This window comes from Desulfovibrio gilichinskyi, from assembly GCF_900177375.1.
Taxonomy (GTDB): Bacteria; Desulfobacterota; Desulfovibrionia; order Desulfovibrionales; family Desulfovibrionaceae; genus Maridesulfovibrio; species Maridesulfovibrio gilichinskyi.
The window spans coordinates 318,529-341,369 of record NZ_FWZU01000002.1 but is presented as its reverse complement, the minus strand read 5'-3'; the positions used below and the strand labels follow the sequence as shown (position 1 = coordinate 341,369).

Sequence of the window (22,841 nt, the reverse complement as noted above, 5' to 3'; positions counted from 1 at the left end):
TAAACAACTACAAGTTTATAATTTCCAGACTACACGGTCTTTACCTTCTTGCTTTGCCTTGTATAGACAACGGTCAGCTTGCTTCAGAATACCTTCCAACGAATAATCATTATCCGAAGGGTTATCCTTTTCTGAGAGGCAGGCTAATCCGATACTGACGGTAAACCGAATCACTTTTCCATTTATTTCTACTTCCATTTTTTTTAATTTCCGGCGTAACCGTTCTGCAATCAATTTTGCGGTGTTGATATCACCATGTACCAGCACCGCAGCAAACTCCTCACCGCCGACCCGTCCGAAAATATCTGTTGTGCGCAATGTTTCGCGACAGCAGCGAACTAATTCTTTAAGCACAACATCGCCGGCATCATGCCCGTAGGTATCATTAATATTTTTAAAGTCATCGATATCCATCATGATCATGCAGATTGTGCCGCCATATCTTTTGAAACGCTCAAACTCTAATTTTGCTTTTTCAATAAAAAATCTACGGTTATTTGCGCCTGTAAGCGAATCCGTATTAGCGAGAGTCTTAAGTTCTTCCATCATTTTTTTTTGCATTGTCACATCGCGGACAACAGCAACAACCTGCTTACGGACCAAATCGGCAATGCAATTCCACGAAAGCCATTTCCAGGAACCATCCTTATATTGATAACGATTTTCAAAATGATGAACCGACTCACCCGAAAATAGACGCTTCTTTATTTCAAGAGTCCTTCCTTTATCTTCAGGATGAACAAGACCTGATAGCTTGTGCTGTTTGAGTTCCTCTGTGCTCCACCCTAAAGTCGTTGACCAAGCTGGATTAAGCTCTATAAAACTGTCGTTAAAATCAGCAACACAAAGCATATCAATGGACACCTCAAATATATGCTGGCGGTCTTTTTCAGCAATCTTTAAGGCAGTAAGATCATGACCGTTAATAGCTACGAATCTTTCCTCCCCAGCCAAAGAATCAATTGGCTGATAGGTCACACTCATGAATCTACGCCCCATGATAGGTATTTCCATCCAAACCTTGTACCCGACAGTTTCTCCTTTAAACGCGGCTTTAATCATAGGTTCTGATCGTTTCTTAAAATTTTCCCAACCAATAACATCTCCTATATGGCTTCCGATAAATGACTCTCTGGCCCTACCGAAACCGTTTAGATACGCGTCATTAACCATAACGTATTTACACTCAGAATTCACAAGCGAGAATAAATCAGGCGTGGTGGAGATTATCTGTTCATAACGGCGTAATCCTTCTTCCATGCGTTTACTTTCAGTAATATCTATATTGATTCCTGACATGGACTGCGGTTTTCCGGACTCATCGTAGCTGACAAGTGCACTGGCTTTAATGTAGCGAATTTCTCCATTTGGCCACACAATACGGAACTCACTGTCAAAATGACCGGACCTTTCTATAGCCGATTGAATCTCCCGTTCAGCTTCAAAAAGATCATCTGGATGCACACGACTTTGCCATAAATCATCTGACAACTCCCCTTCATCTAACCCAATATTATATATTTCCCTCATTCTGGCATCCCAGATTGATTTTTTGCTGACAAGATGCCTCTCCCACACCCCAATGCCTCCCGCACGTGTGGCAAGGTCAAAACGATTAGCATTTTCCTGCAACTTTTTTTCCACCACCATGCGCTGCTTAACTTCACGCTGAATCTGTTCATTGTTGAGTTTTAAATTTTCATAAGCTGCTGTCAGTTCTTCTGTGCGTTTAAGAACCTTACTTTCAAGCTCTTCATATGAATGCAAAAGGGCCTCATCAGCCTTTTTTCTTCTTAAAATCTGCCACATGCCTTCCATCAGCAAAGTCAACTGATTCACATCCTCTTGAGTGTAATCCGATGATTTATTACCTACTCCGGCTAAAATTACTATCCGGTCATTATCAAACAGCGGAATATTCATATGCCGAATAACAGGCACGTGTCCTTCAGGCATCCCACGTTTTTCAGAACAGTTTGCGTAGTCGTTTGTGATTGTAGGCCTGCGAAGTCTTACCGCTTCACCCCAGAGTCCGGTATTCTCAACTTTATATACAACAGGATACTCTACAACTGCGCATTGAGGCATCACATTACGGGACCATGCATGGAGGGTCAGCTCTGTTTCATCCTCATTTACAAAATAAATATAACCGATATCACTTTCAGTAATAAGCACAGCCGCTTCAAGCACAAATTCAAGAATCTCTGATGAGGTTTTGTCACGCATTTTTGACAAATTATACAGAGCTTCAAACCGAATTTCATCCAATTCGATTTTTTTCTGAGCACGGAAACGCTCTGTATAGTCACATATTATACATAAAACCAAAATTTCATTTCCGATTTTAATCGGCCTGAATGAAACTTCGCAATCGAGTAAAGTTCCGTCTTTTAGTTGCTGTTTCCATGGAAAATATAATTGTGTTCCGGAAAGGACTAACGAGATATTTGAGAGCACCAGCTCTCTTGAATTCTGTCCGTCAGGTTGGCACTGTGGAGAAAAATTTAAGAATGTATTTTCAAGAAGTTCTTCTTTTGAAGATCCAAACACCTGAATAGCTTTCTTGTTGCAATCAAATATCCGGCTATCTTTATCTAAAAGTAAAATCGCATCAGGTGAAGCCTCAAAAATATTGCTGAACTTCTCTTCACTTTTTCTTAAAGCCACTTCGGAGGCTCTAAGCTTTGTAATATCAGTGAGCGTTGTAATGAAAAGAGATTGTTCATTTATAGAAACAACTGAGACATTGATGCGTGAATTGATAGTACTACCATTTTTATGCCGTAAATCTAACTCAAGACCTGCCACGCTTCCATGTTCAGAAAGCTTAGACAATAACTGGCAACGCTCAGCAGGATTGCAATATGTTTCTAAAATATTCTGCGGAAGTGATGCTCCATCGAGATACCCTAACAGTTCTCTAGCCTTAAGATTGGAAGCAACAACATAACCGTCTGGAGCAGTTATTACGATAGCTTCCGGTGAAGAATCAAATAACCCCTTGCAGAGATCATTCTTATTAAGAAGATCTTGAAAATCAGCAGATGATAATTCCACTCTGTATCCTCTTGGGCTCTTAATTACTATACCCATTGCCTGAAAACGAACTTACAACAATTCAACATTTATCTGCAATTTAAATACCTTTCATCACAATTTATAGAAAATTGTTTAAAACTATTCTCAAATTAACCGCGACAGGTTATAAAGATATGACTCAATAATTTTACCATCAGGATATGCACAATGAATAAAGATTGGAAATATTATCTTGGAATAATCCTTATCGGTTATAGCTTTCTGCCGTTCTTGGTCTTTGCGGCACTCCCTTTTATTGATGTAGACATAGCCAAATCGGGAACTTTCGCCGTAACATTTCTGGCGACTGGAGAACTTGCCTTTATCGGTGCGGCGGCTCTTTTAGGGAAAGAATTCATGTTGGTTATGAAAACCCGCTTTATGAGTTTTTTCAAAAAAAAGCCAAGTTCAAAACACATCAGCAGGACCAGGCATCGCATAGGAGTAGTGCTGATGATAGCAAGCCTGCTACCATATTACTATGTCCTGCTGAGCGAAATATTCTTCCTGCCGCCGGACCACGGAATTCTTACATGGTCACTGATAATAAGTGAACTTCTCTTCATAACCTCAATGCTGACTCTGGGCAGTCAGTTCTGGGACAGGCTTACACATCTGTTCGATTGGCCCGGCCCAGAATAAATTATGGAGAACTCCATACCAACCGGATTATTCTGTTTGATTAACTACTGAACCGCATAAAGGCAAAATTGGTAAAGTTAATGGTTCAAACAGCCTGCTTTCGTCATTATAACTTAACAGATGCCCATCTTTAAGGTCAAAATACCAGCCATGTATCTCCAAAGTTCCATTCTCAACTTGCTCTGCAATCCACGGAAAAGTTAAAAGGTTATTCAGCGAATGAAGTATACTTGCCATTTCACAGGCAGTGCAGGCTTCAACGCTTACACTCTGATAATGCGCCCGGACTTTCTCCCTTACAGAACTCAAAACAGAAAGCCATCTGCTGATAAATTCATCCTCTTCCGAAATTTCATCCGCCATCAACGACTTAATCCCGCCGCAGGAGCTATGCCCGAGAATAATAATATTTTGAACTTTAAGAAACTTCACCGCGTATTCAAGCGCAGATGAAACCCCATGAAGTTTAGTATCCGGTTCATACGGAGGAACAATGTTCGCAATATTTCGCACAACAAAGATTTCACCGGGTTCACATTGTAAAATAAGGGATGGATCCGTACGCGAATCACTGCACGCGATCACCATCGTCGAGGGAGCCTGATGATCCTGCAACTCTAGGAACGGAGAATCATCCCGACAGTAATATTCTTTTCTGAATTCCTTGAAACCGTTAATAAACTTACGAATCTCTTTCATATTTTTTTAAAATCCATCTTATAGTAATTGTTAAATTAATTGCAAAAAAGCACTGCCTGCGAACGAAGCTATCATCCTGCCACGCTTCTAATTAATCATTTTACTTATTTTTCTTAAAACTTCTATTAAGTTCTCATGGATACGGTAGTCAGACAACAAGAAAATTTAATACTTTAAAATTAGAAACAGCCTCCCCAATTTTATCAACACATATATTATTTTATATATACCGAAACTATTAAGTTATATTAAGAGCGTCCGATACTTTATTTAAGTCTGAGGTATTAATAAAATACGGTCGCCACTTTTTTTCAGCATAAGGATAATTTTATCATGACAGATTCAATTAATTCAATTTCATATGGAACTCAGCCCTACTCTGCAGAATATTCAAAAAAACAGGATGAGCAAATAGAGTCGCTACCTGATCAGAACCAATCCAAAAAAAAAGATACTATCAGAATCTCAGCTGAAGCTTTGAATATGTATAATAAATCTACGGAAGAGGAAGCAGTTCCTGCTAACTCATGGGAAAAACTTTTCGATTTGAAATCAGGGAGCACAACTCTAGCTAACGGGAACAAGCAAATTGTTAAAATTGAAGGTTCAAAGCTTGAAATTTATGAATATCATGATGACAAACTCGTTAAGTCTGTACACGGAGAACTTTCTGCCGATAGTGCTGTATTGGAGACTGAAATTTATGACAAAGCAGGTAAACTTAACCAATCCATTAAGACAAATTTGCAAATGCTTAAAAATGACGGAAGCAAATCCGCAGCAAGAGTGGAGCGCGAAATTACTTGGTATCAAAACGGTCAAGTAAGCAGACGGATGAATGATCGAATGAGCCTTGAGAGTGCATATAAAGACAAAGCTGAAGGACAGATAGATAACAAGCTATCCAACATGTTCGCAAACTTCACTGATGCTCAGTCTACTGACATTAACGACCTGATTGCACGCTCAACTACTGACAAACACTCAACTAAGTATATTGCATCTGTTCAAGAATTTTTAAACGGGCATATTTCAAAAAATATTAATATCGATAATTCAGCTGATTTTATAAATCAAACCAACCGGCCGAGCAGGATTGAAGGTGACAGTAAGTCAGGAAAAACCAATGAAATAAAAAATTCAAATAATCTTAAAATTACTATTCAAAACTACGATTCTAAAGGAGAAATACTGCGTGAATCATATTTCGATTCAAAGCACGTTGACGATCCACGTCCGAAAGGTGGCAAACTTAAACAAACAATGTCTGTTTCATGGTATAATCAGGGCAAGCTAGTTAAAAAGAGTTCAGGATCAATGACTATGAAAGAGGCAGAATCAAAGAAACTGCCACCAAGTGCAACATTGTTGGAAACTCTTAACATGGACGAAAAAGACTACGCCACAGGACGCGCTAAAACTGCTACTGAGCTGCTTGGCAAGCCTTTGATGGAAAGTTCATCCAACGCGGGTTTCTACAGTGATATAATTGAAGAGAAAATCAACAAAGGTTCCTTTGACAGTGTAGAGAACATTGCCAAATATGGCGAAGATGTTCGCCCGTACGAAGTATCATGGGAAAATGAAATCTATAAAGACGGTAAACTCGCAGCGCGGCAAGTAGACACAGAATCAGCTAAAGAAAATAATATCCGCAAAAAATACATCAGTAACCGTGAAAGTTCTCTTGTAGAGGATTACAGTGCACCAACATTACATAAGACAAGTCATCTTGATGAAAGTTATGATAAAAATGAAGTCTTAAAAAAACAAGCAAGTATTGAATCCCGTGAAAGCATTAAAGAAGTGAAAAATGGTGATGACATACTTTATACCCAAATTGAGGCTACACAAGACCTTGGCAACGGCAAGCAGTATATTAATCAACGGCGTGAAGGCAAGCTGGAAGAATTCGATTCGCAGGCAAACACAGCATCTAAGGGTATGAGTAAAGAAATTGGTCTGACACTTGACGACAGCCGTACTTTATTAAATTCATTAGATTATTCAAAGTAATGATCAAATAATAAATACAAAGTAAGTTTTGTTCCGGCATAACTTCATAACAGACAGAAGGCTATGTGTATCAATAAATTTTAAGTATTATTTACCATTATCAACCTGTCCGCCAAGTTTTTTAAGAAGCAATGTCATTGCAGATGAAAAACAGCGTTTGCGCACCAGCAGAAGCACTATAATAGATGATAGAGCTGTTGATGCAACCAGCATGAACATAACAACTATCTGATACCGCACGGCTTCTTCAGGATTAGCTCCTGCCAGAATCTGTCCCGTCATCATACCGGGAATTGAAACCAGCCCCACGCCCATCATTGCGTTAATTGACGGGATCATCCCCGCACGCAGAGCTTTGCGGAAAATATCAACCGTGGCTTCTTTATAATCTGCTCCGTAGCAAAGCATCATCTCGACTTCATCCCGGCGAGTTCTGAGTTCTGAAAAAAAACGCTCCAGCGATATGGCAAGCGCATTCATAGAATTCCCCGCCACCATTCCGCCTATCGGAATAAAATATTGCGGTGTCCACCACGGATCAGCCCCGATAACAACCTTTGTAACCAGCGCGGTAATAAGAGTGCAGCTGAAAAAAACCGCAATAGTTGTCGGAAGCAGATACGAAACACTTTTCTCTTTTACCCGCCCATGGACAATGCGCACGGAAAAAAACGCCATTATCGAATACAATCCCATCACAAGCAGTGCGTTATTAAGGCCGAAAAGAACATTCAGCACGTACCCCATTGCCAGCAGTTGCAGAAAAGTACGGGCGGCTCCGATGGCAAGGTCTTTTTCCAGTTTGAGCTGATAATACACGGAAACTGCGCCGGAAATGGTCACAAGGCTGAGTGCTACCAATAACTGCACCCATGAAATAGAAATGAAACCTGATGTCATAACATCACCTCAACTTTGCCATCTGCCACGGTAATATGCATATGCGGACACTTGGGATGATAACTGGTGTGGTTAACCATAAGTATTACAATACCCTGCCCCGCCAAATCCTCGGCAACGTTCTCAACCCGCACCCTGCTTTCATGATCAAGAGAGCTTGTCGGCTCATCGAAACAAATCACATCCGGCTTAGTTAAAACAGTCCTGATCAGGCAGATCCGTTGCCGCTGCCCGACTGAAAGAGATCCGGCATCCGCATCAAGAGAGACACGGTCAAGAGCAAGCTTTTCCATCCATTCCATAAGTACTTTATCATCCGGCAAAGTGAAATTTTTTCTAACTTGCAAAGTGAACGGCATCAAAAGGTTCTCGCGCACACTTCCGGGTAAAATAATAGGAGTCTGTTGGACAAAACCGATTTTAGAACGGAGTTCCGGCGGATAAAAGGTATCAATTGAAGTACCGCGCAAAAGGATTGTGCCCTGCGCAGCTTCTTCCAGCCGCACGGCCAGACGAAGCAATGTGGACTTACCTGCGCCGGACGGTCCTGAAATCAGAACAAATTGCCCAGCAGGTACGGCAAATGAAACATCTTTAAGCCCATTGCCATCTGGCCAGCTGAAATTCACGTTTTTAAATTCCAGAACTGGTGTGCTCTGGTTAACTTCTTGTGGTTGCGGAATATTCATTTTTTGTTTTGGTTGTAGAGGTCAAATTTCATTTCTTCTTCCCCTTCTTCGTACCATGCCCACGCGGCAAGGCCGTTGCATTCTTAGTACTGTCAGGAAAGCTTTCCTGTTTCGTAAAATCCATGAAGCATACATCGGACCCGCTTTCCGGGAGCGTTTTAATAAAGAGTCGTTCAAAAGGCACAACTACCGGACTGGTTACGAATGAGATTACTGTGCCAGCAAGATTAAACGGGCTTACACCTACACCGAAATCTTTAAAAGTCCCGTGAACTGTTACCGGAGTTGCTAAATTAAAAAATTCTGGATGTTTGGGTTTCGGCGCGGCCTCTACATCAAGAGTCTGCTTCTTAAAATCGATTGCGGCTTTTCCATAAATCCGCATCTTTGAAGTATCAATTACAATTGATTCGGAATTCATCATGCCGTTTTTAATATTCAGCTCAAGTATGGCGCAATTGATCTTTGACTGGTCTTTTTCAACACTGGACATAACTGCCGTAAACAGATTTACAGCCCAGAGATCAATAATTCCCGATTTAAAATTCTTGGGATAAGCACCGATGCGAAAATGACCGTTTGCATGTTCCATAATGGCATCAAAATTCGGCGCATCTGATTTTAGCGAAACATCTAAGCTGATAAGCCCGCCCATATTTGTATCCGGCTTTGCTCCGCGGGCGATTATACCGTAATCAAATTTATCGATCAGAGTATTGATTCCGGCTTTTATTCCCTGCTTTGTTATCGCAAAAGTGCCGTCAAAGTGAACATCCCCGCCGGGGATATTCAAATCCAGCGGATCAATAGAAAGAACTCCGTTTTTAAGAGTTACGGTTAGAACTCCGTGGCCTAAATTATTCTTTCCTTTTTTGACGTCCTTAGCTTCAAACTTAAACTGGGCATTCAGACTGTTCATCAGCTCAGGGCTGAGCAAAGTCCTGACGTCAGGGTCAGATTTTATCTTAACATCCGTTTTTGAGGTGCTGTTGCTGCTCGTTTCCTGTTTACTTCCACCGGCAGGTGACCAGCCGTATAACTTAAAATCATCAAGCTGAATTAATTCTGCTGTGAGCTGAGTTTTAATATCCGGCTTCGCTTTTTTAGAAGGACCTTCAGGATAATAACGCGACAAACTACCGCTACCGACTAGTCTACTTGCACCCACATGCACATCAAGTTTTTTCAGACTGGCCTGCCCTTTTCGCGCGTTAAATTCGCAGAGGACTCCGTATTTTTTAAACGGAGGCAGATCAACGTTAAGCAATGAATTTAAACTGTTAAGATTATTTCCATTAACGGAAACACTCAAATTGGCATATCCCGTTGAAACCGGAAGTTGCAAATCACCTACCAGCGTAAACTCAGTATCGGCAATCTCGCCCTTTATTTCCGCCCAGCTTTTCTGCGTTGCCAAGAACTCTGAAAGCGAGCCGACCTTCACGCCTATCGTGTACGGGTGTGTATTTATTTTACCCTTAAAATTAAGATGGAAAGGCTCGCCAATCTTACCTGATCCGCTGCATTCATCAATGCGGTATTCTAAACGCTGACCGGGGTTTATTTCAGTGACCTGAATATCTTTAAATAAAATTTTCTGAATGCTGAAAGAGTCCGAGGTTAATTGGAGATGATCCGTGCGAGAAGCTGGAGCTGGATCAGTCTTTGCGCCTGTCCCCTTTATTTCCATATCCCAATTGACGGAGCCGTCTTCCTTGCTTTCAAGATTAAGACGAATGCCTTCCACTGTCAGCTCATGAATCTCAATTTTTGCATACAGTAACTTGAAAGCATTTAGATGAAGTCTGGCATATTTAAGGGTTGCAAATTCTTTATCAGAATAACCGGGAGGATTGGCGATAATAATATCTGAAACTTCAATGGCAGGGTCAAGGGAAGTAATGAACCTGAGATCGCCGCCGAATGTGACCTTGCGCCCCAAAGCATAAGAAGAAATCTTTTCAAGAGAGGGTCTAAGCGGCGTGGCATCAACTGGAATTTTAAAAACCAGAATTGCGCCAATGGAAAGAACAGCCAGAAGAATCAGGCTTAAGCAGGCAATTAAAAAGGTACGGACAGCTTTCATAAAGTACATATCCCCTCCTGAAGGTTTATCTCGCGATTATTCTAAAGAGCGGACTTCTCTTTGTATACTTTATTTTAAAAGATCATCCTCAAACGGTTGATAATTTGATTCAATATCATATTCTTTTTGAAAGGAGTCCAAAGCGATTTCAGCGTCACCTATATCTTTTATAACTGCAACATGACTTGTGGCATCACCCTTATGAACAAGCGGATTCTCAAGCTGGCCTATTACAATTCCTTTTGCAGGTGAAAGTACCTGTGAACCATTTTCACCGAAAACATCTGTAACAATACCAAGCACTTCTTTTTTAGCGACAATATCCCCAAGATTAACGCGCGGCAGGAAAATCCCGCTCGAATCGGCACGCGCCCATATAGAATCTTTCACTAAAATAGATTTTGAACGTCTTGGCGTACGTTTTAATGCCGGAAGCATTCCTAAATAACGCATAACCGAGATGATTCCGCGAGTTCCTATTTGGATAGGCAGTTGATCATATCGCATAGGCTGGCCGCCTTCATACATAAGCATTGGAATTCCAAGGTCGAGAGCGGCCTGACGGAGCGAACCTTCACGCAAGGGAGAATCAATAACAACAGGCGCGTTGAAGGCCATAGCCATTTGGCTGACCTGCGTATCACTTAAGCAGGCACGTATCTGCGGAAGGTTATTTCTAAAATTTGCACCTGTATGAAAATCAATTCCATGAGTGGAGCGCGACACAATCTCTTCCATGAAAATTGATGCTATCTGGCTGGTCAGAGATCCTTTGGCTGAACCGGGGAAATATCTGTTCAAATCTCTTCCATCAGGAAGATACCGTGATTTATTGATAAAACCGAACGTATTAACAACTGGAACGGCTATGAGAGTTCCTTTAAGAGAATTAACCAGCTTCAGTCCGAGCAACCGGCGGATGATTTCCACACCGTTAATTTCATCACCATGCACAGCCCCGGAAATAAATAAGACCGGCCCGTCTTTTTTGCCATGGATAACCTGAACATTCATAAACAGATCTGCCCGATTATACAGTTTGGCCGCCGCTATTTCTACAGTCCGTCTTTCTCCGGGCATAATATCAATTCCGGCAATGCTGAACGGAGCCCGTTTTCTTATCATATTTCACCGCGTCCTTGGACATCAAAGTTTAATTTCATGAATCAGCTCTGTACGCTATGAGTTCTTTTGCAAAACCGATTACGCGGTTACAGAACACGTCTGTTGCGCCGGGGAAAAATGATTTAAACTGCTCTTCATTAAGCAAATTATAATCAGGAGTTGTTGTTTTGATCCAATATTTTGATATCTTTTTTAAACGCTCAACATGAAGTTTTCTATTCATGGGATAAGAATAAAATGCTGGCAGCCATGTATGAGATTCAACAGGGAAATCAATACATGGTGTTTGCACATAATATTTCTTTGAAATCCTTTCAATATTACTTGCAAAATCCTTTTGTATAGCAAGAGCCTTTATATAAAAATCATCCTGCGTATAATCCCACACACATTCTTTAGGAAAAGTCACATGTTCAATTACGCTGTTACAAAAAACAATATCAAATACTCCGGCTTCCATCTCCGGCAGCTCATTCTCACGCATCAGGTATGTTGAGAATCCTCTACTTCCAGCAACTTTTAATGAATCCGGATTAATATCGGCAATTACCACCTGCAAATCGTATTCTTTAACAAGATCAATATTTTCATAAAAAAAAGTACCCTGCGCTCCGCCGAGATCAATTACCTTTTCGCCTGCAAGAGGTTTTACCAGCTCAATAAATTGCATAAACCGTTTTTTTTTCCAGCTTTTCGCAACCATATGATAAAATGATGTCGCATATTTTCTTGAAGTCTGTTTCAAATCCGGCAACGTATAATCTCCTTTAAATCAGGCAGTGAGACTCTTAACGGGAATAGATTCATGAATGCACTCATACATAAATTATTTTCAAGATATATTTTGAGCTTTGTCCTCTATATTAAAAAGAATTCTCTTAAGCAATCTTAAGTCCCCATTATTCAATATTTTAATACAAACTGTTCTGATGTTATGCTACTTATAAATTACAATCTTTAGACTTATGCAACTGTAATTCAAAATCTTTTGAGGTGATTGAAAAATGACTACCAGCACTCATTCTATCGACTATGATATTAAAAAAGCAGCAGACCAATATGCTGAAAGAATCTTCTGCCAATCTGATGACAAATGCGAGATTGTGAGCATGCTGAAAGCAGATGCTCAAAAACGGGTTTACCATGACATGGTTAATTATCCGGATGAGTTCAAAGATAAACCTAAGCTTTTACATGTTGAACCATGGGATGGTAAAAAGCCTTCAGGCCCTCGAGATTTTTTAAGTAAAAAGACTGTTGTCCTTCCATCTCTGCCACAGATTTTAATTCAAATTAAACGGGTAATTAACGATCCTAAAAGTACTGCCGATGACCTTGTAGCCATAATCAACAAAGACCCTAAACTTGTTGCGTCTGTTCTGCGCCTTGCAAACAGTGAGGCTTTCAACTTAAGTGCGACAATTGATACACCAAGCAAAGCTGTTGCGCTTTTGGGCGTACAAAAAGCGGGACTGCTGGCTCTTGGAACAGTCTCATTCAGCATGTTTAAAAAATCTAAAATAGCGGTTCTTGAACTTGAAAAATTCTGGAAACATTCCATTGCCTGCGGGATTATTGCGCAGGAAATTGCCCGCACGGCAAATCTAGGAGATCCTGAACCTTTTTTTGTATCGGGCCTCCTCCACGACATTGGAGTTCATGTAATTTTTGAAAGTGAAAGAAGCCTTGCAGTTGAACTTATTCGCATTGCTAACGAAAAACAAATAAGTTTTTATGATGCAGAAGTGGAAGTGCTGGGATTTAATCATGCTGTACTTGGAGGTATTCTCAGCCAAGATTGGGAACTTCCGCCAAACCTTGTAAAAGCTGCTGCAGGGCATCATGATCCGGAAACAATCAAAATTGACATTGAAGCGGCAGTTATTCATGTAGCCGATTATTTTGCCAGTGCTCTTGGTTATGAACTTGGATTATCTTTAGTTATAGGAAGTTTGGATAAGAATGCATTAAAAACTATCGGGATAACTCCATCTCAATTTACTGAGCTGATACCCAAATTGAGAGTTTTAATAGATGAGACTTTTAAAACACTTAACCAAGATTAGACTGTTAATATATTTGCACCGACTTTTCATAAATTGGTATGCGGTTGCCAAACTTAATGAGCCGATATATCTAGGACATAATTCGTAACACGGAGGAAACATGACTACGACTAAAAGCCCAGTAGATATATCCAGAAGACAAGCATTAAAATTTATTGCAGGAGGAACTCTAGGAGTTCTTGCCGGATGCGCAGTAAATCCTGTGACCGGAGAGCAACAGCTCATGCTGGTTTCACAGCAGGAAGAGATTCAGCTCGATAAGCAAAACGCCCCTCATCAATTCTCCGCCGACTACGGCCCTGTGCAGGACAGCGAAGTCAATACGTACGTTAATCAGGTGGGACAATCTATCGCGGCCATCAGTCACAGACCTGACATGCCCTATACTTTCCGCTGCGTTAACGCCAACTATGTCAACGCTTATGCATTCCCGGGCGGCAGTATTGCCTGCACCCGCGGCATTATGCTCAAGCTTGAAAACGAGGCGGAACTCGCCGCCCTGCTTGGTCACGAAATAGGTCACGTAAATGCAAGGCATACGGCCGCGCGCATGAGCACCAGCATGGCAACCCAGGGAGTTCTGGCCGTCGGAGTAGGAGTTCTTTCATCACAGGGCAGCGACCTCGCCCCTCTGGCCTCACAAGTGGGCACAGTAGGCGCGAGCTTACTGCTCGCCAATTATTCCCGCGCGGACGAACGTCAGGCGGACAGCCTCGGAATGAGTTATATGGATAAAGCAGGATATGATACGGATGGTATGGTCGATCTTATGGCCATGCTCAACAAACTGCATAAAACCGATCCGTCATTCATACAGCAGATGTTTGCCTCCCATCCTATGAGCGAAGAACGTTACGCAGACGCAGTTAAAAAAAGAAACACCGTATACGCAAAGAAACACGGTAAAATTCTGCGAGAACGTTATATGGACAACACCGCATCCATTCGCAAAATAGCTCCGGCTATTGAGGAAATGCAAAAAGGTGAAGAATCCATGAACAATAAAGCTTTTACCGATGCGGAAAAACATTTTTCCAAAGCACTCACCATTGCGCCGGATGATTATGTCGGCCTTCTGCTCATGTCCAAATGCAAAATGGCTCAGGACAAAAATACTGAAGCTTTGCAATTCGCAAATCGGGCGAAAAGTGTTTACCCTGCACAGGCTCAGGCTCTCCAGATTGCAGGTGTGCTGAATATCAACACAAAACAATATAATCAGGCTCTAAACGATTTTAATGAATATAACAAAATATTGCCCGGAAACTCTATCATAACGTTCTTCAAAGGAGTTTCCTACGAAGCTTTAGGGAACCGCCGTATGGCAGCCAGTGAATACTACAAATTCCTCCAGAACAATCGTGAAGGAAAATATGCGCAGTTTGCTAACAGCAGGCTGAATTCTTGGGGATATGCGCAGTAATAAAAAACATGGACCAACGAAAAAAGCTCCCCGGCCTTTCTGATAACGCGTAGTGGTCACGTTGGCAGAAGTCCTTTCCCCTGAAGCGGAAGCCATGGTCGGCAAGGTATTCCAAGATCACCATGGTCTTTCTAATGTAGACTTTTTATTATTTTCCAAAATACTGGACTCCGTTCCTAAATGTTGAACAAACACTATTCTACAAAAAAATAACCTTTCGCTTTACATCGCAAATCTATTGTCATAGCTTTTCGGCAGCTAGGGGCGTCTTTTTAGACTGAGATGACATTAACGTCGGTCCCTTCGAACCTGATGCGGGTAATTCTGCCGGAGGGAAGCTGCTATAGATATTAAGTTTTTTCTATCTGCGCTTACCCTTTTTTGGGTAAGCGCATTTTTTTTTGCCGGAGCAAATTATGATTGTCATAGTTAATGGAAAAGAAACCGAAATAAACGATGAGATGACTGTTCTTGCACTGCTGGATTTAAAGCAGATCGCTTCAGAAACAGTAGTGGTTGAACTCAACAAGGAAATCATCCCCTCCGATACTTTCGACAATATTATGCTAAACGACGGAGACCACCTTGAAGTACTCCGATTCGTTGGCGGAGGATGAAAAAATGAGCGAAGATATTTTTGAATTAGGCGGTCACAAATTTAACAGCAGGCTGCTTATCGGCACAGGCAAATATGCCGATGATTCAGTTATTCCTGAAGTATGTGAAGTTTCCGGTTCTCAAATAATCACTGTCGCATTGCGCCGTGTTGATCTGGAATCCACAACCGGCAATGTTATGGATTTTATTCCTAAACATATGCAGTTCCTGCCCAATACTTCCGGTGCGAGAACAGCTGAAGAAGCTGTACGCATCGCCCGTTTAGCACGAGCCATGGGCTGTGGAGACTGGATTAAAATCGAAGTAATTTCAGACAACAAATACCTGCTGCCTGACGGATATGAAACAGCTAAGGCTACTGAAATTCTTGCAAAAGAAGGATTCATTGTTCTGCCGTATGTAAACGCAGACCTTTACGTAGCACGCTCGCTTGTTGACGCCGGAGCTGCAGCAGTTATGCCGCTGGGAGCTCCTATCGGTTCCAACCGCGGACTTCAGACCAAAGAGATGGTACGCATCCTGATTGATGAAATCGACCTGCCTATTATTGTTGATGCCGGTATAGGCCGCCCTTCTGAAGCATGCGAAGCTATGGAAATGGGTGCTGATGCATGTCTGGTAAATACTGCAATCGCCACTGCAAGCAACCCAATTCTGATGGCAAAAGCCTTCGGTCAGGCAGTAAAAGCCGGACGAGAAGCATATCTTTCCGGACCCGGAGCAAAACATCGGCACGCAAGTGCATCATCGCCCCTGACCGGATTTTTGAGCGAGGATTAGACTATGAGTTTTTATCCCATCTGCGCTGAATACGGAGCTATGCCGCTTGCAGAAAAATTTGCAGCAGTAACAGCAGAAGACGTAAAGCGCGCAATAAACGCAGAATCACCTGACGCTGATGATTTTTTGGCCATGATCAGCCCTGCGGCTGTTCCTTTTATAGAAGAAATGGCGCAGAAAGCCAGCAAGCTGACTGTACAGTATTTCGGTAAAACAATTCAAATGTTCACCCCGTTATACCTTTCAAACTACTGCACCAACCGCTGCATTTACTGCGGCTTCAACACCAAAAATAATATTAAACGCGACCATCTGGAGCCGCATCAGGTTGAAGAAGAAGCGAAAGCCATTGCCGCAACAGGCATGAAACAACTGCTGATTCTTACCGGAGATGCCCGCGCAAAAGCTTCCCCTGAATATCTGCAATCCTGCGTAAAAATACTCAGCAAATACTTCCCATCCGTATCCATTGAAATCTACGCTATGGACGTGGAAGAATACGCTGATCTCATAAAAGTAGGCGTGGACGGAATGACAATGTTCCAAGAGACTTACAATGAGGAACTTTACCCCACATTGCATCCCGCCGGACCTAAAAAGGATTTCCGCTATCGCCTTGATGCTCCTGAACGCAGTTGTAAAGCCGGAATGCGGGTAGTCAACATCGGAGCCCTTTTGGGACTTGATGATTGGAGAAAAGATTCCCTGCTGACCGGATTACACGCCGCGTATTTGCAGAGAAAATACCCCAATGTAGATATAGCGGTCTCACTGCCAAGAATGCGCCCTCATGCCGGATCATTCCAGCCGGCTTCAATAGCCAGCGACCGCGACATGGTTCAGAACATGTTAGCACTGCGTATATTCCTGCCGCGCTTAGGCATCACTGTTTCCACAAGGGAAAACCCTGAATTCCGTGAACAGATTCTCCCGCTCGGCGTCACTAAAATGTCTGCCGGAGTTTCCACCGAAGTCGGCGGTCACACTCAAAAAGGTGAAAAAGTCGGACAGTTTGAGATTTCCGACGGACGCAGCGCAGAAGAAATGTGTGCGGCTCTTAAAAAACACGGTTACCAACCTGTTTTCAAAGACTGGCAGTGCTTGGATGAACATTACGGAGAATCAGTTTGAACCGGACTGAGCGAGGCATAGCCGCCTATCTTGGCGAAAAGCGTTTGAAGTATATTCAAAGCGTAAAAATCGGAATTGCCGGTGCAGGCGGACTTGGCTCCAACTGCGCCATGCATCTGGTTCGCAGCGGATTCAAATGTTTTGTGCTGGTTGATTTTGACAAGGTTGAAGAATCCAATCTCAACCGCCAGTGCTACACATTGCAGCAACTGGATAAGTATAAAGTCAACGCTCTTTCCGAAAATCTGCTCGCAGTAAACCCTGATCTTGATCTTGATGTGCGGGTAACAAGAATTACTCCTGACAACATACAAGCCATGTTCGAGGATTGCGACACGGTGGTGGAAGCTTTCGATGATGCGAGGCTTAAGCGCACTGTTGTTGAAACCTTTCTGCCGACCGAGAAGTTGATTGTTGCAGCCTCGGGCATAGGCGGCGCAGGCAATGCTGATGCGATTATCACCCGCAAGGTCCGTGATAATTTTTACATGGTCGGAGACATGGAAACAGAATGTTCCAAAGATCATCCGCCCTTTTCACCCAAAGTCGCCATTGCCGCAGCCAAACAGGCTGATGTTGTTCTAAACTACTATATTACTAAATTCGAGATAGAAGGAGGCTTAAAGTGAGCGCTGGCAAAATAACCAGACAGAACATTCTGGACACGGACATTTACTGTCTGACCGCAGAAAAATTCTCGCAGGGCCGTTCCAATCTGGAAATAATCAAGGCTATGCTGGACAGCGGAATCAAGCTTATTCAGTACCGCGAAAAAGAAAAGAAGATGGGTGCCAAATATCAGGAATGTCTTGAAATACGCAAGATGACCCGTGAAGCCGGGGCCGCCTTCATTATCAATGACGACATTGAGTTAGCCATACTGGTTGAAGCTGACGGTGTGCATATCGGACAGGAAGATCTTCCCATAGAAGCCGTCCGCAAGCTGGTCGGGGAAAACATGGCTATCGGCCTTTCCACCCATAGTCCCGAGCAGGCTCGCGACGCTGTGAATCGAGGCGCGGATTACATCGGTGTAGGCCCGATCTTCCGCACTTTCACCAAGGACGATGTTTGCGATCCCGTCGGATTTGAATATCTGGAATATGTTGTAAAAAATATAGATATCCCCTTTGTCGCCATCGGAGGCATCAAAGAAAACAACGTAGCTGAAGTGGTCAAACACGGCGCGCGCTGTGTGGCACTGGTTACTGAAATAGTAGAAGCCGAAAATATCGGAACCAAAATCAACGCCCTCCGGGACGCTATGCAGTCCTCGGCAGAAAGCTAAACTGACCAGAATAGGAGTTCTCATGACATACACCACACAAATGGACGCAGCCCGCAAAGGCATTGTCACCCCTCAGATGGAAATCGTTGCTCGCAAAGAAAACATGCGCATTGAAGTTCTTATGGAGCGCATGGCTAAAGGGACTGTGATTATCCCTGCAAACAAAAAGCACACCAATCTGGACCCAGAAGCAGTGGGTGAAGGGATCAGCACCAAAATCAACGTAAACCTCGGTATTTCTAAAGACTGCTGCGACATTGAGCCTGAACTGGTAAAAGTTCAAATGGCGCTCGACATGAAAGCGGAAGCCATCATGGACCTCAGCTGTTACGGAAAAACTCAGGAATTCCGCAAGCGCTTGATAGCAATGTCCCCTGCCATGATCGGAACAGTTCCAATCTACGATGCAGTCGGTTTCTACGATAAGAACCTTCAAGATATTACTGTAGACGAATTTTTTGACGTTGTTAAAAAGCACGTTGAAGACGGCGTTGACTTCCTGACCATCCACTGCGGCCTTAACAAACACACTGCTGAAAAAGTTAAACTTGGCGGAAGACTGACCAACATAGTTTCCCGCGGCGGTTCACTGCTGTTCACATGGATGGAAATCAACAAGGCTGAAAATCCGTTCTACGAACATTTCGACCGCCTTTTAGATATCTGCGAAGAGTATGACGTTACTTTAAGCCTAGGTGACGGTTGCCGTCCAGGTTGTCTAAATGACGCTACTGATGCCTGTCAGGTTGAAGAACTCATCACTCTTGGCGAACTCACAAAACGCGCATGGGAACGCAACGTACAGGTCATGATAGAAGGCCCGGGCCACATGGCTATGAACGAAATTGCCGGAAACATGATGATGGAAAAACGTCTCTGCCACGGCGCACCGTTCTACGTATTAGGACCGCTGGTAACAGACGTTGCCCCCGGTTACGACCACATCACAGCCGCCATCGGTGGTGCTATCGCAGCAATGAACGGAGCAGATTTCCTCTGCTACGTAACCCCTGCGGAACATCTGCGCCTGCCTACTCTTGAAGATATGAAAGAAGGTATCATAGCAACCAGAATAGCAGCCCACGCCGCCGATGTAGCCAAAGGACACCCCGGTGCAAGAGACTGGGATGACAACATGAGCAAAGCCCGCGCCGCCCTTGACTGGAACGGTATGTTCGATCTCGCTATGGACCCGGTTAAACCGCGTGAGTACCGTGAATCATCCAAACCTGAGCACGAAGATTCCTGCTCCATGTGCGGTAAGATGTGTGCGGTTAGAAATATGAATCGCGTATTGGCCGGTAAGGATATTCAGCTTGATGATTAGTTTTGTTGAATTATAAATATCTGGAATATTTTGGATTAGATTGCCCCGGCGGATGTTATGTCTGTCGGGGATTTATTGCTAGCATGACAATTATAAATCCATCAAATCAAATAGTTAACCTTTATTATACTTTTCCTTAACCTTAGAAGGAAAGTAAACCAACTTTTCATATTCAGAAAAGAACTCAGGAGTGATCACATGCGTTGGCCAAGCAAAGAAGGCTTTAAATGGAATCTTAATTTTGCTCTTCCTACGACTTCCATAAAACGAATTATTCCAAATTAATCCTTTTCGTTGAGAGATATTTCCATCAAGCAAAACCTTTTCTAAATATCCATTATCAATTTTAAACTTATGCGGATCATTACGGCCTCCCCATTCATGTATTTGTGCAATGTTATGTTTAAGATAACTTACATTTTTCCCATCTATTATACGGCCATAATTTAAAATTTGGCAATACCTTCTAATATCCCATACAGTAATATCTAACTGTTCTAATTCATTTCCTTCCGTATAGTGAAACTTATCAAAATATCTATTCACACCTTGTTGATTTAAATACTTTATGAAAGTTTCAGATTCATTTTTTATATTAAACTCTATCTCTTTAATACAATGTACTTCTTTTAAAGCCTCTTCCAAATTGTGCTTAGTTTTTGCTGATTTAAAGTTAAATAATAAAATTGCTTTTAAGTATTTTTCAACAGCTTGTTCTGCCATCCAAACAAATTGACCAGTTAATCCTAAGCGATAACAAACTCTTGCAGCAATATAGTCCTGATCAGCGACATCACGAAAAGATCGACGAGCCAAATCACAAATTGAATCCTTTGCCCTAGGATTTATGGCATCACTCATTGAGAACCCCCAGTATTTTAGATTGGTCAAAATATTATATACTTTTCACAGTGAAACAAGATTATAAAAAACTTATTCAAATCAAAAATTAGTTGTTTAAGCAACATTCTTATGAAAAACTGAGGTTAGTGGGCATCTACGTACTTTAGTTTGTTGGGCTTTTATTTATTGGCAGATACATATTTTAAGATTACACAACTTATAAGAGTATTTATATACAACTAAAAATATGAGAAATCAAAATGAAAGGCTTAGACGAAAAAACTAGATTAATAAAATATGAACATGAACTAACATTATGGAGACAAGGAAAAGCAGACCAACTTGCACAACATAGAATTATGCATAATGCTCTCATGCAAGCAGGTTTTAACGCGACAAAAGCTATCCTTATAGTGTCTGGAGGGTCATTTGTTGCAATGCTAGCGTTCATTGGACAAATCCTAGTCCAAAACAAAATATTAGGACCTGATATATCCAAGGCACTAACATGTCTTGGAACAAGTGCTATCCTTGCTTTGCTAAATTCTGGAATTGCATATCTTATATACGTTTTTTACACGTTAGATATGTATGACAACTGCCCTCCAAAAAGTAAAAAACACAAATGGGGAACTTTTTTTGAATACTTAGCTATGATCATCTGGTTACTATCTTTTACATTTCTAATTATTGGTGGCTATTTTAGTTTAAGCAGTATTTTGGGAAAAGCTCCTGAATTTTGTTTTATATGGCCTTTCTGATAGCAAGAGAGCCCCTTCCAAATCCCAAACAAAAGAACTATAAAACTATTTCACCCGACCACTCCACACACAAAAAGGATCACCAGTGAAACAGGATAAGAAAAAAGCCTTATTCATAGCTAAAAAGATATTTGCAGAACTAGTCTTCGATGTTCAAGCCCTCGAAGGGATGCCCTTCACTTTTCCAGAGGTGCAGACATACCTCCAAGGCATCACTGTGGGCGGTCATAAAATCGCAGACGAAGACAAGCTGAAACAGCAGATTCTCGGCTGGGAAAAAGTTATTGAACTCGCAAAGACCGATACCTTTGCCATTAGCAAAGAAATTGCCTGTTCCGTACAAAAGATTATTGCAAAAGATGAAGCTCTGGAAGTCGGGCAGTTCAGATCGGGGCAGGTTGGTATTGCCGGAACGGAATATGAGCCCCCTAAAGCTGATGAATTAGAGGATCTCTTTCCTGTTGTAATCAATGAAATACTCAAGTTATCAGACAGTTGCGAGCAAGCGTATCGAATCCACTTAGATTTTGCGCGCAGCCAATTCTTTTACGATGGCAACAAACGTACAGGCTTACTTATGGCAAATGGTCATTTGCTTAGTAATGGCTATGCGCCGCTTTCGGTTCCCGCCAAATGGCTCACGGAATATAACGGTGGCATGATCAAATTTTATGAAACCGGTGACCATGCCGAGATGATGGATTTTCTAAAAAAATGCCATGAAAAGATGTATGGGCGGTTTTCCTAAACCCAAACATCATTATCAGCAGTAAGTTCCCCGCCGCTTTCGCCGGTATTAATCACCCCGCAAGGCTCTACCAGTAAAACTTGGCACTCATCTTCTGCAAAGGGCTTATGCTCTAAACCTTTAGGGATAACGAACATTTCTCCGTTAGAAAGTTCGACGCTTCCGTCACGAAAATCAATACGCATTTTACCATCAATCACCATAAAGACCTCATCCGTATCTTTATGATCATGCCACGTAAAATCACCCTTTATTTTCACAACCTTGAACTGATAATCGTTCATTTGCGCTACTACACGCGGTGACCAGTGTTCGGAAAATTTTGACAACTTTTCTTTTATATTTATAACCTTGTCCTGCATGATATCTCCTGATGTTTATTTTGCTTAATACCGTTAGACTCTAACTTATCGATAAAAGTCTGCACTAACAACAAGCAATTACTGCCGCATTATCATCCTACAATTTGATAAAAGTGTTTTTTTGGGAATTCCGGGGTCATCATTATAAAATCGATTCCAGCTGTAGAGCATGCACGATTAATTAAACATAATTCTCTCGCTTTCCTTTGTTCATCCAGCGCATGTATGTTATACTTTCTGTAAGGTTGGCGTCTAA

At 42.0% G+C, this 22,841-nt stretch carries 21 protein-coding genes and 1 riboswitch; of the genes, 12 read left to right on the top strand and 9 right to left on the bottom strand.

Annotation, left to right across the window (positions count from 1 at the left end; translation table 11 throughout):
* Window positions 1–15: 15 nt before the first annotated feature.
* Window positions 16–3,060, bottom strand: a complete 3,045-nt coding sequence (locus B9N78_RS06475; protein WP_170921382.1) for a PAS domain S-box protein — start codon at window positions 3,058–3,060, stop codon at window positions 16–18.
* 189 nt (window positions 3,061–3,249) lie between these two features.
* Here B9N78_RS06475 and B9N78_RS06470 point away from each other — a divergent pair, with 189 nt between their 5' ends.
* Window positions 3,250–3,723 carry a transporter suffix domain-containing protein gene (locus tag B9N78_RS06470; RefSeq protein WP_085100110.1) on the top strand — a complete coding sequence of 158 codons (474 nt, stop codon included), beginning with the start codon at window positions 3,250–3,252 and terminating at the stop codon, window positions 3,721–3,723.
* Between the two features lie 27 nt (window positions 3,724–3,750).
* On the opposite strand, the gene B9N78_RS06465 is transcribed toward B9N78_RS06470, so the two are convergent.
* A complete protein-coding gene (locus B9N78_RS06465) occupies window positions 3,751–4,422 on the bottom strand; it encodes a carbonic anhydrase (RefSeq protein WP_085100107.1) in 672 nt (223 codons plus the stop codon).
* A 333-nt stretch (window positions 4,423–4,755) separates the two neighbouring features.
* On the opposite strand from B9N78_RS06465, the gene B9N78_RS06460 reads away from it, so the two are divergent.
* Window positions 4,756–6,438, top strand: coding sequence for a hypothetical protein (locus B9N78_RS06460; RefSeq protein WP_085100104.1), 1,683 nt, complete (start codon window positions 4,756–4,758; stop codon window positions 6,436–6,438).
* An 87-nt stretch (window positions 6,439–6,525) separates the two neighbouring features.
* Here the strand turns inward: B9N78_RS06460 and B9N78_RS06455 are convergent, their stop codons facing one another.
* The 5 genes from B9N78_RS06455 to B9N78_RS06435 all read right to left on the bottom strand — a co-directional run bounded on the left by B9N78_RS06455 (window position 6,526) and on the right by B9N78_RS06435 (window position 11,992).
* Entirely contained in the window at window positions 6,526–7,338 is an 813-nt protein-coding gene (locus B9N78_RS06455; protein WP_085100101.1) for an ABC transporter permease, read from the bottom strand.
* Entirely contained in the window at window positions 7,335–7,967 is a 633-nt protein-coding gene (locus B9N78_RS06450; protein WP_245805485.1) for an ABC transporter ATP-binding protein, read from the bottom strand. The genes B9N78_RS06455 and B9N78_RS06450 overlap by 4 nt, the downstream gene beginning before the upstream one ends.
* 88 nt (window positions 7,968–8,055) lie before the next feature.
* Complete coding sequence (locus B9N78_RS06445) at window positions 8,056–10,122, bottom strand: AsmA family protein (RefSeq protein ID WP_085100096.1); 2,067 nt, start codon at window positions 10,120–10,122, stop codon at window positions 8,056–8,058.
* A gap of 60 nt (window positions 10,123–10,182) precedes the next feature.
* The gene (locus B9N78_RS06440; RefSeq protein WP_085100093.1) at window positions 10,183–11,238 is read right to left on the bottom strand and encodes a succinylglutamate desuccinylase/aspartoacylase family protein; all 1,056 of its coding nucleotides are present in this window, start codon (window positions 11,236–11,238) and stop codon (window positions 10,183–10,185) included.
* 34 nt (window positions 11,239–11,272) lie between these two features.
* On the bottom strand, window positions 11,273–11,992 hold the full coding sequence (locus B9N78_RS06435) for a class I SAM-dependent methyltransferase (protein ID WP_085100090.1): 720 nt from the start codon (window positions 11,990–11,992) through the stop codon (window positions 11,273–11,275).
* Window positions 11,993–12,242: 250 nt separating this feature from the next.
* Between B9N78_RS06435 and B9N78_RS06430 the strand changes: the two genes are divergently transcribed.
* The 8 genes from B9N78_RS06430 (at window position 12,243) to thiC (ending at window position 19,871) form a co-directional block, all read left to right on the top strand.
* Window positions 12,243–13,304 (top strand): HDOD domain-containing protein, encoded by a 1,062-nt coding sequence (locus B9N78_RS06430; RefSeq protein ID WP_085100087.1) that lies wholly within the window; start codon window positions 12,243–12,245, stop codon window positions 13,302–13,304.
* Between the two features lie 100 nt (window positions 13,305–13,404).
* Window positions 13,405–14,727 carry a M48 family metalloprotease gene (locus B9N78_RS06425; protein ID WP_085100084.1) on the top strand — a complete coding sequence of 441 codons (1,323 nt, stop codon included), beginning with the start codon at window positions 13,405–13,407 and terminating at the stop codon, window positions 14,725–14,727.
* 250 nt (window positions 14,728–14,977) lie between these two features.
* Window positions 14,978–15,080: riboswitch (TPP riboswitch) on the top strand.
* A gap of 63 nt (window positions 15,081–15,143) precedes the next feature.
* On the top strand, window positions 15,144–15,344 hold the full coding sequence (thiS, locus tag B9N78_RS06420) for a sulfur carrier protein ThiS (protein ID WP_085100081.1): 201 nt from the start codon (window positions 15,144–15,146) through the stop codon (window positions 15,342–15,344).
* A gap of 4 nt (window positions 15,345–15,348) precedes the next feature.
* Window positions 15,349–16,125 (top strand): thiazole synthase, encoded by a 777-nt coding sequence (locus tag B9N78_RS06415; RefSeq protein ID WP_085100078.1) that lies wholly within the window; start codon window positions 15,349–15,351, stop codon window positions 16,123–16,125.
* A 3-nt stretch (window positions 16,126–16,128) separates the two neighbouring features.
* Window positions 16,129–17,256: a 2-iminoacetate synthase ThiH gene (gene thiH / locus B9N78_RS06410; protein WP_085100075.1), complete on the top strand. Its 1,128-nt coding sequence runs from the start codon at window positions 16,129–16,131 to the stop codon at window positions 17,254–17,256.
* Window positions 17,253–17,885 carry a sulfur carrier protein ThiS adenylyltransferase ThiF gene (gene thiF, locus B9N78_RS06405; protein ID WP_085100072.1) on the top strand — a complete coding sequence of 211 codons (633 nt, stop codon included), beginning with the start codon at window positions 17,253–17,255 and terminating at the stop codon, window positions 17,883–17,885. Before thiH ends, thiF begins: the two co-directional genes overlap by 4 nt.
* Window positions 17,882–18,544: a thiamine phosphate synthase gene (thiE, locus tag B9N78_RS06400; RefSeq protein ID WP_085100069.1), complete on the top strand. Its 663-nt coding sequence runs from the start codon at window positions 17,882–17,884 to the stop codon at window positions 18,542–18,544. Before thiF ends, thiE begins: the two co-directional genes overlap by 4 nt.
* A 22-nt stretch (window positions 18,545–18,566) precedes the next feature.
* Complete coding sequence (gene thiC / locus B9N78_RS06395) at window positions 18,567–19,871, top strand: phosphomethylpyrimidine synthase ThiC (RefSeq protein WP_085100066.1); 1,305 nt, start codon at window positions 18,567–18,569, stop codon at window positions 19,869–19,871.
* Window positions 19,872–19,985: 114 nt separating this feature from the next.
* Here thiC and B9N78_RS06390 read toward each other — a convergent pair whose 3' ends face one another.
* The gene (locus tag B9N78_RS06390; protein WP_085100063.1) at window positions 19,986–20,732 is read right to left on the bottom strand and encodes a HEPN domain-containing protein; all 747 of its coding nucleotides are present in this window, start codon (window positions 20,730–20,732) and stop codon (window positions 19,986–19,988) included.
* A gap of 242 nt (window positions 20,733–20,974) precedes the next feature.
* Between B9N78_RS06390 and B9N78_RS06385 the strand changes: the two genes are divergently transcribed.
* Window positions 20,975–21,475 carry a hypothetical protein gene (locus tag B9N78_RS06385; protein ID WP_085100060.1) on the top strand — a complete coding sequence of 167 codons (501 nt, stop codon included), beginning with the start codon at window positions 20,975–20,977 and terminating at the stop codon, window positions 21,473–21,475.
* A gap of 85 nt (window positions 21,476–21,560) precedes the next feature.
* Window positions 21,561–22,223 carry a Fic family protein gene (locus tag B9N78_RS06380; RefSeq protein ID WP_085100057.1) on the top strand — a complete coding sequence of 221 codons (663 nt, stop codon included), beginning with the start codon at window positions 21,561–21,563 and terminating at the stop codon, window positions 22,221–22,223.
* Here the strand turns inward: B9N78_RS06380 and B9N78_RS06375 are convergent.
* Entirely contained in the window at window positions 22,220–22,585 is a 366-nt protein-coding gene (locus B9N78_RS06375) for a cupin domain-containing protein (protein ID WP_085100054.1), read from the bottom strand. The two genes, B9N78_RS06380 and B9N78_RS06375, sit on opposite strands and share 4 nt — an antisense overlap.
* Window positions 22,586–22,841 lie beyond the last annotated feature (256 nt).

Coding starts and splice junctions, on each gene's coding strand:
- B9N78_RS06440 (WP_085100093.1), bottom strand. CDS start 11,238: ATGATAAGAAAACGGGCTCCGTTCAGCATTGCCGGAATTGATATTATG.
- B9N78_RS06385 (WP_085100060.1), top strand. CDS start 20,975: ATGAAAGGCTTAGACGAAAAAACTAGATTAATAAAATATGAACATGAA.
- B9N78_RS06460 (WP_085100104.1), top strand. CDS start 4,756: ATGACAGATTCAATTAATTCAATTTCATATGGAACTCAGCCCTACTCT.
- thiS (WP_085100081.1), top strand. CDS start 15,144: ATGATTGTCATAGTTAATGGAAAAGAAACCGAAATAAACGATGAGATG.
- B9N78_RS06415 (WP_085100078.1), top strand. CDS start 15,349: ATGAGCGAAGATATTTTTGAATTAGGCGGTCACAAATTTAACAGCAGG.
- B9N78_RS06375 (WP_085100054.1), bottom strand. CDS start 22,585: ATGCAGGACAAGGTTATAAATATAAAAGAAAAGTTGTCAAAATTTTCC.
- B9N78_RS06390 (WP_085100063.1), bottom strand. CDS start 20,732: ATGAGTGATGCCATAAATCCTAGGGCAAAGGATTCAATTTGTGATTTG.
- thiH (WP_085100075.1), top strand. CDS start 16,129: ATGAGTTTTTATCCCATCTGCGCTGAATACGGAGCTATGCCGCTTGCA.
- thiC (WP_085100066.1), top strand. CDS start 18,567: ATGACATACACCACACAAATGGACGCAGCCCGCAAAGGCATTGTCACC.
- B9N78_RS06465 (WP_085100107.1), bottom strand. CDS start 4,422: ATGAAAGAGATTCGTAAGTTTATTAACGGTTTCAAGGAATTCAGAAAA.
- B9N78_RS06430 (WP_085100087.1), top strand. CDS start 12,243: ATGACTACCAGCACTCATTCTATCGACTATGATATTAAAAAAGCAGCA.
- B9N78_RS06445 (WP_085100096.1), bottom strand. CDS start 10,122: ATGTACTTTATGAAAGCTGTCCGTACCTTTTTAATTGCCTGCTTAAGC.
- B9N78_RS06455 (WP_085100101.1), bottom strand. CDS start 7,338: ATGACATCAGGTTTCATTTCTATTTCATGGGTGCAGTTATTGGTAGCA.
- B9N78_RS06470 (WP_085100110.1), top strand. CDS start 3,250: ATGAATAAAGATTGGAAATATTATCTTGGAATAATCCTTATCGGTTAT.
- B9N78_RS06425 (WP_085100084.1), top strand. CDS start 13,405: ATGACTACGACTAAAAGCCCAGTAGATATATCCAGAAGACAAGCATTA.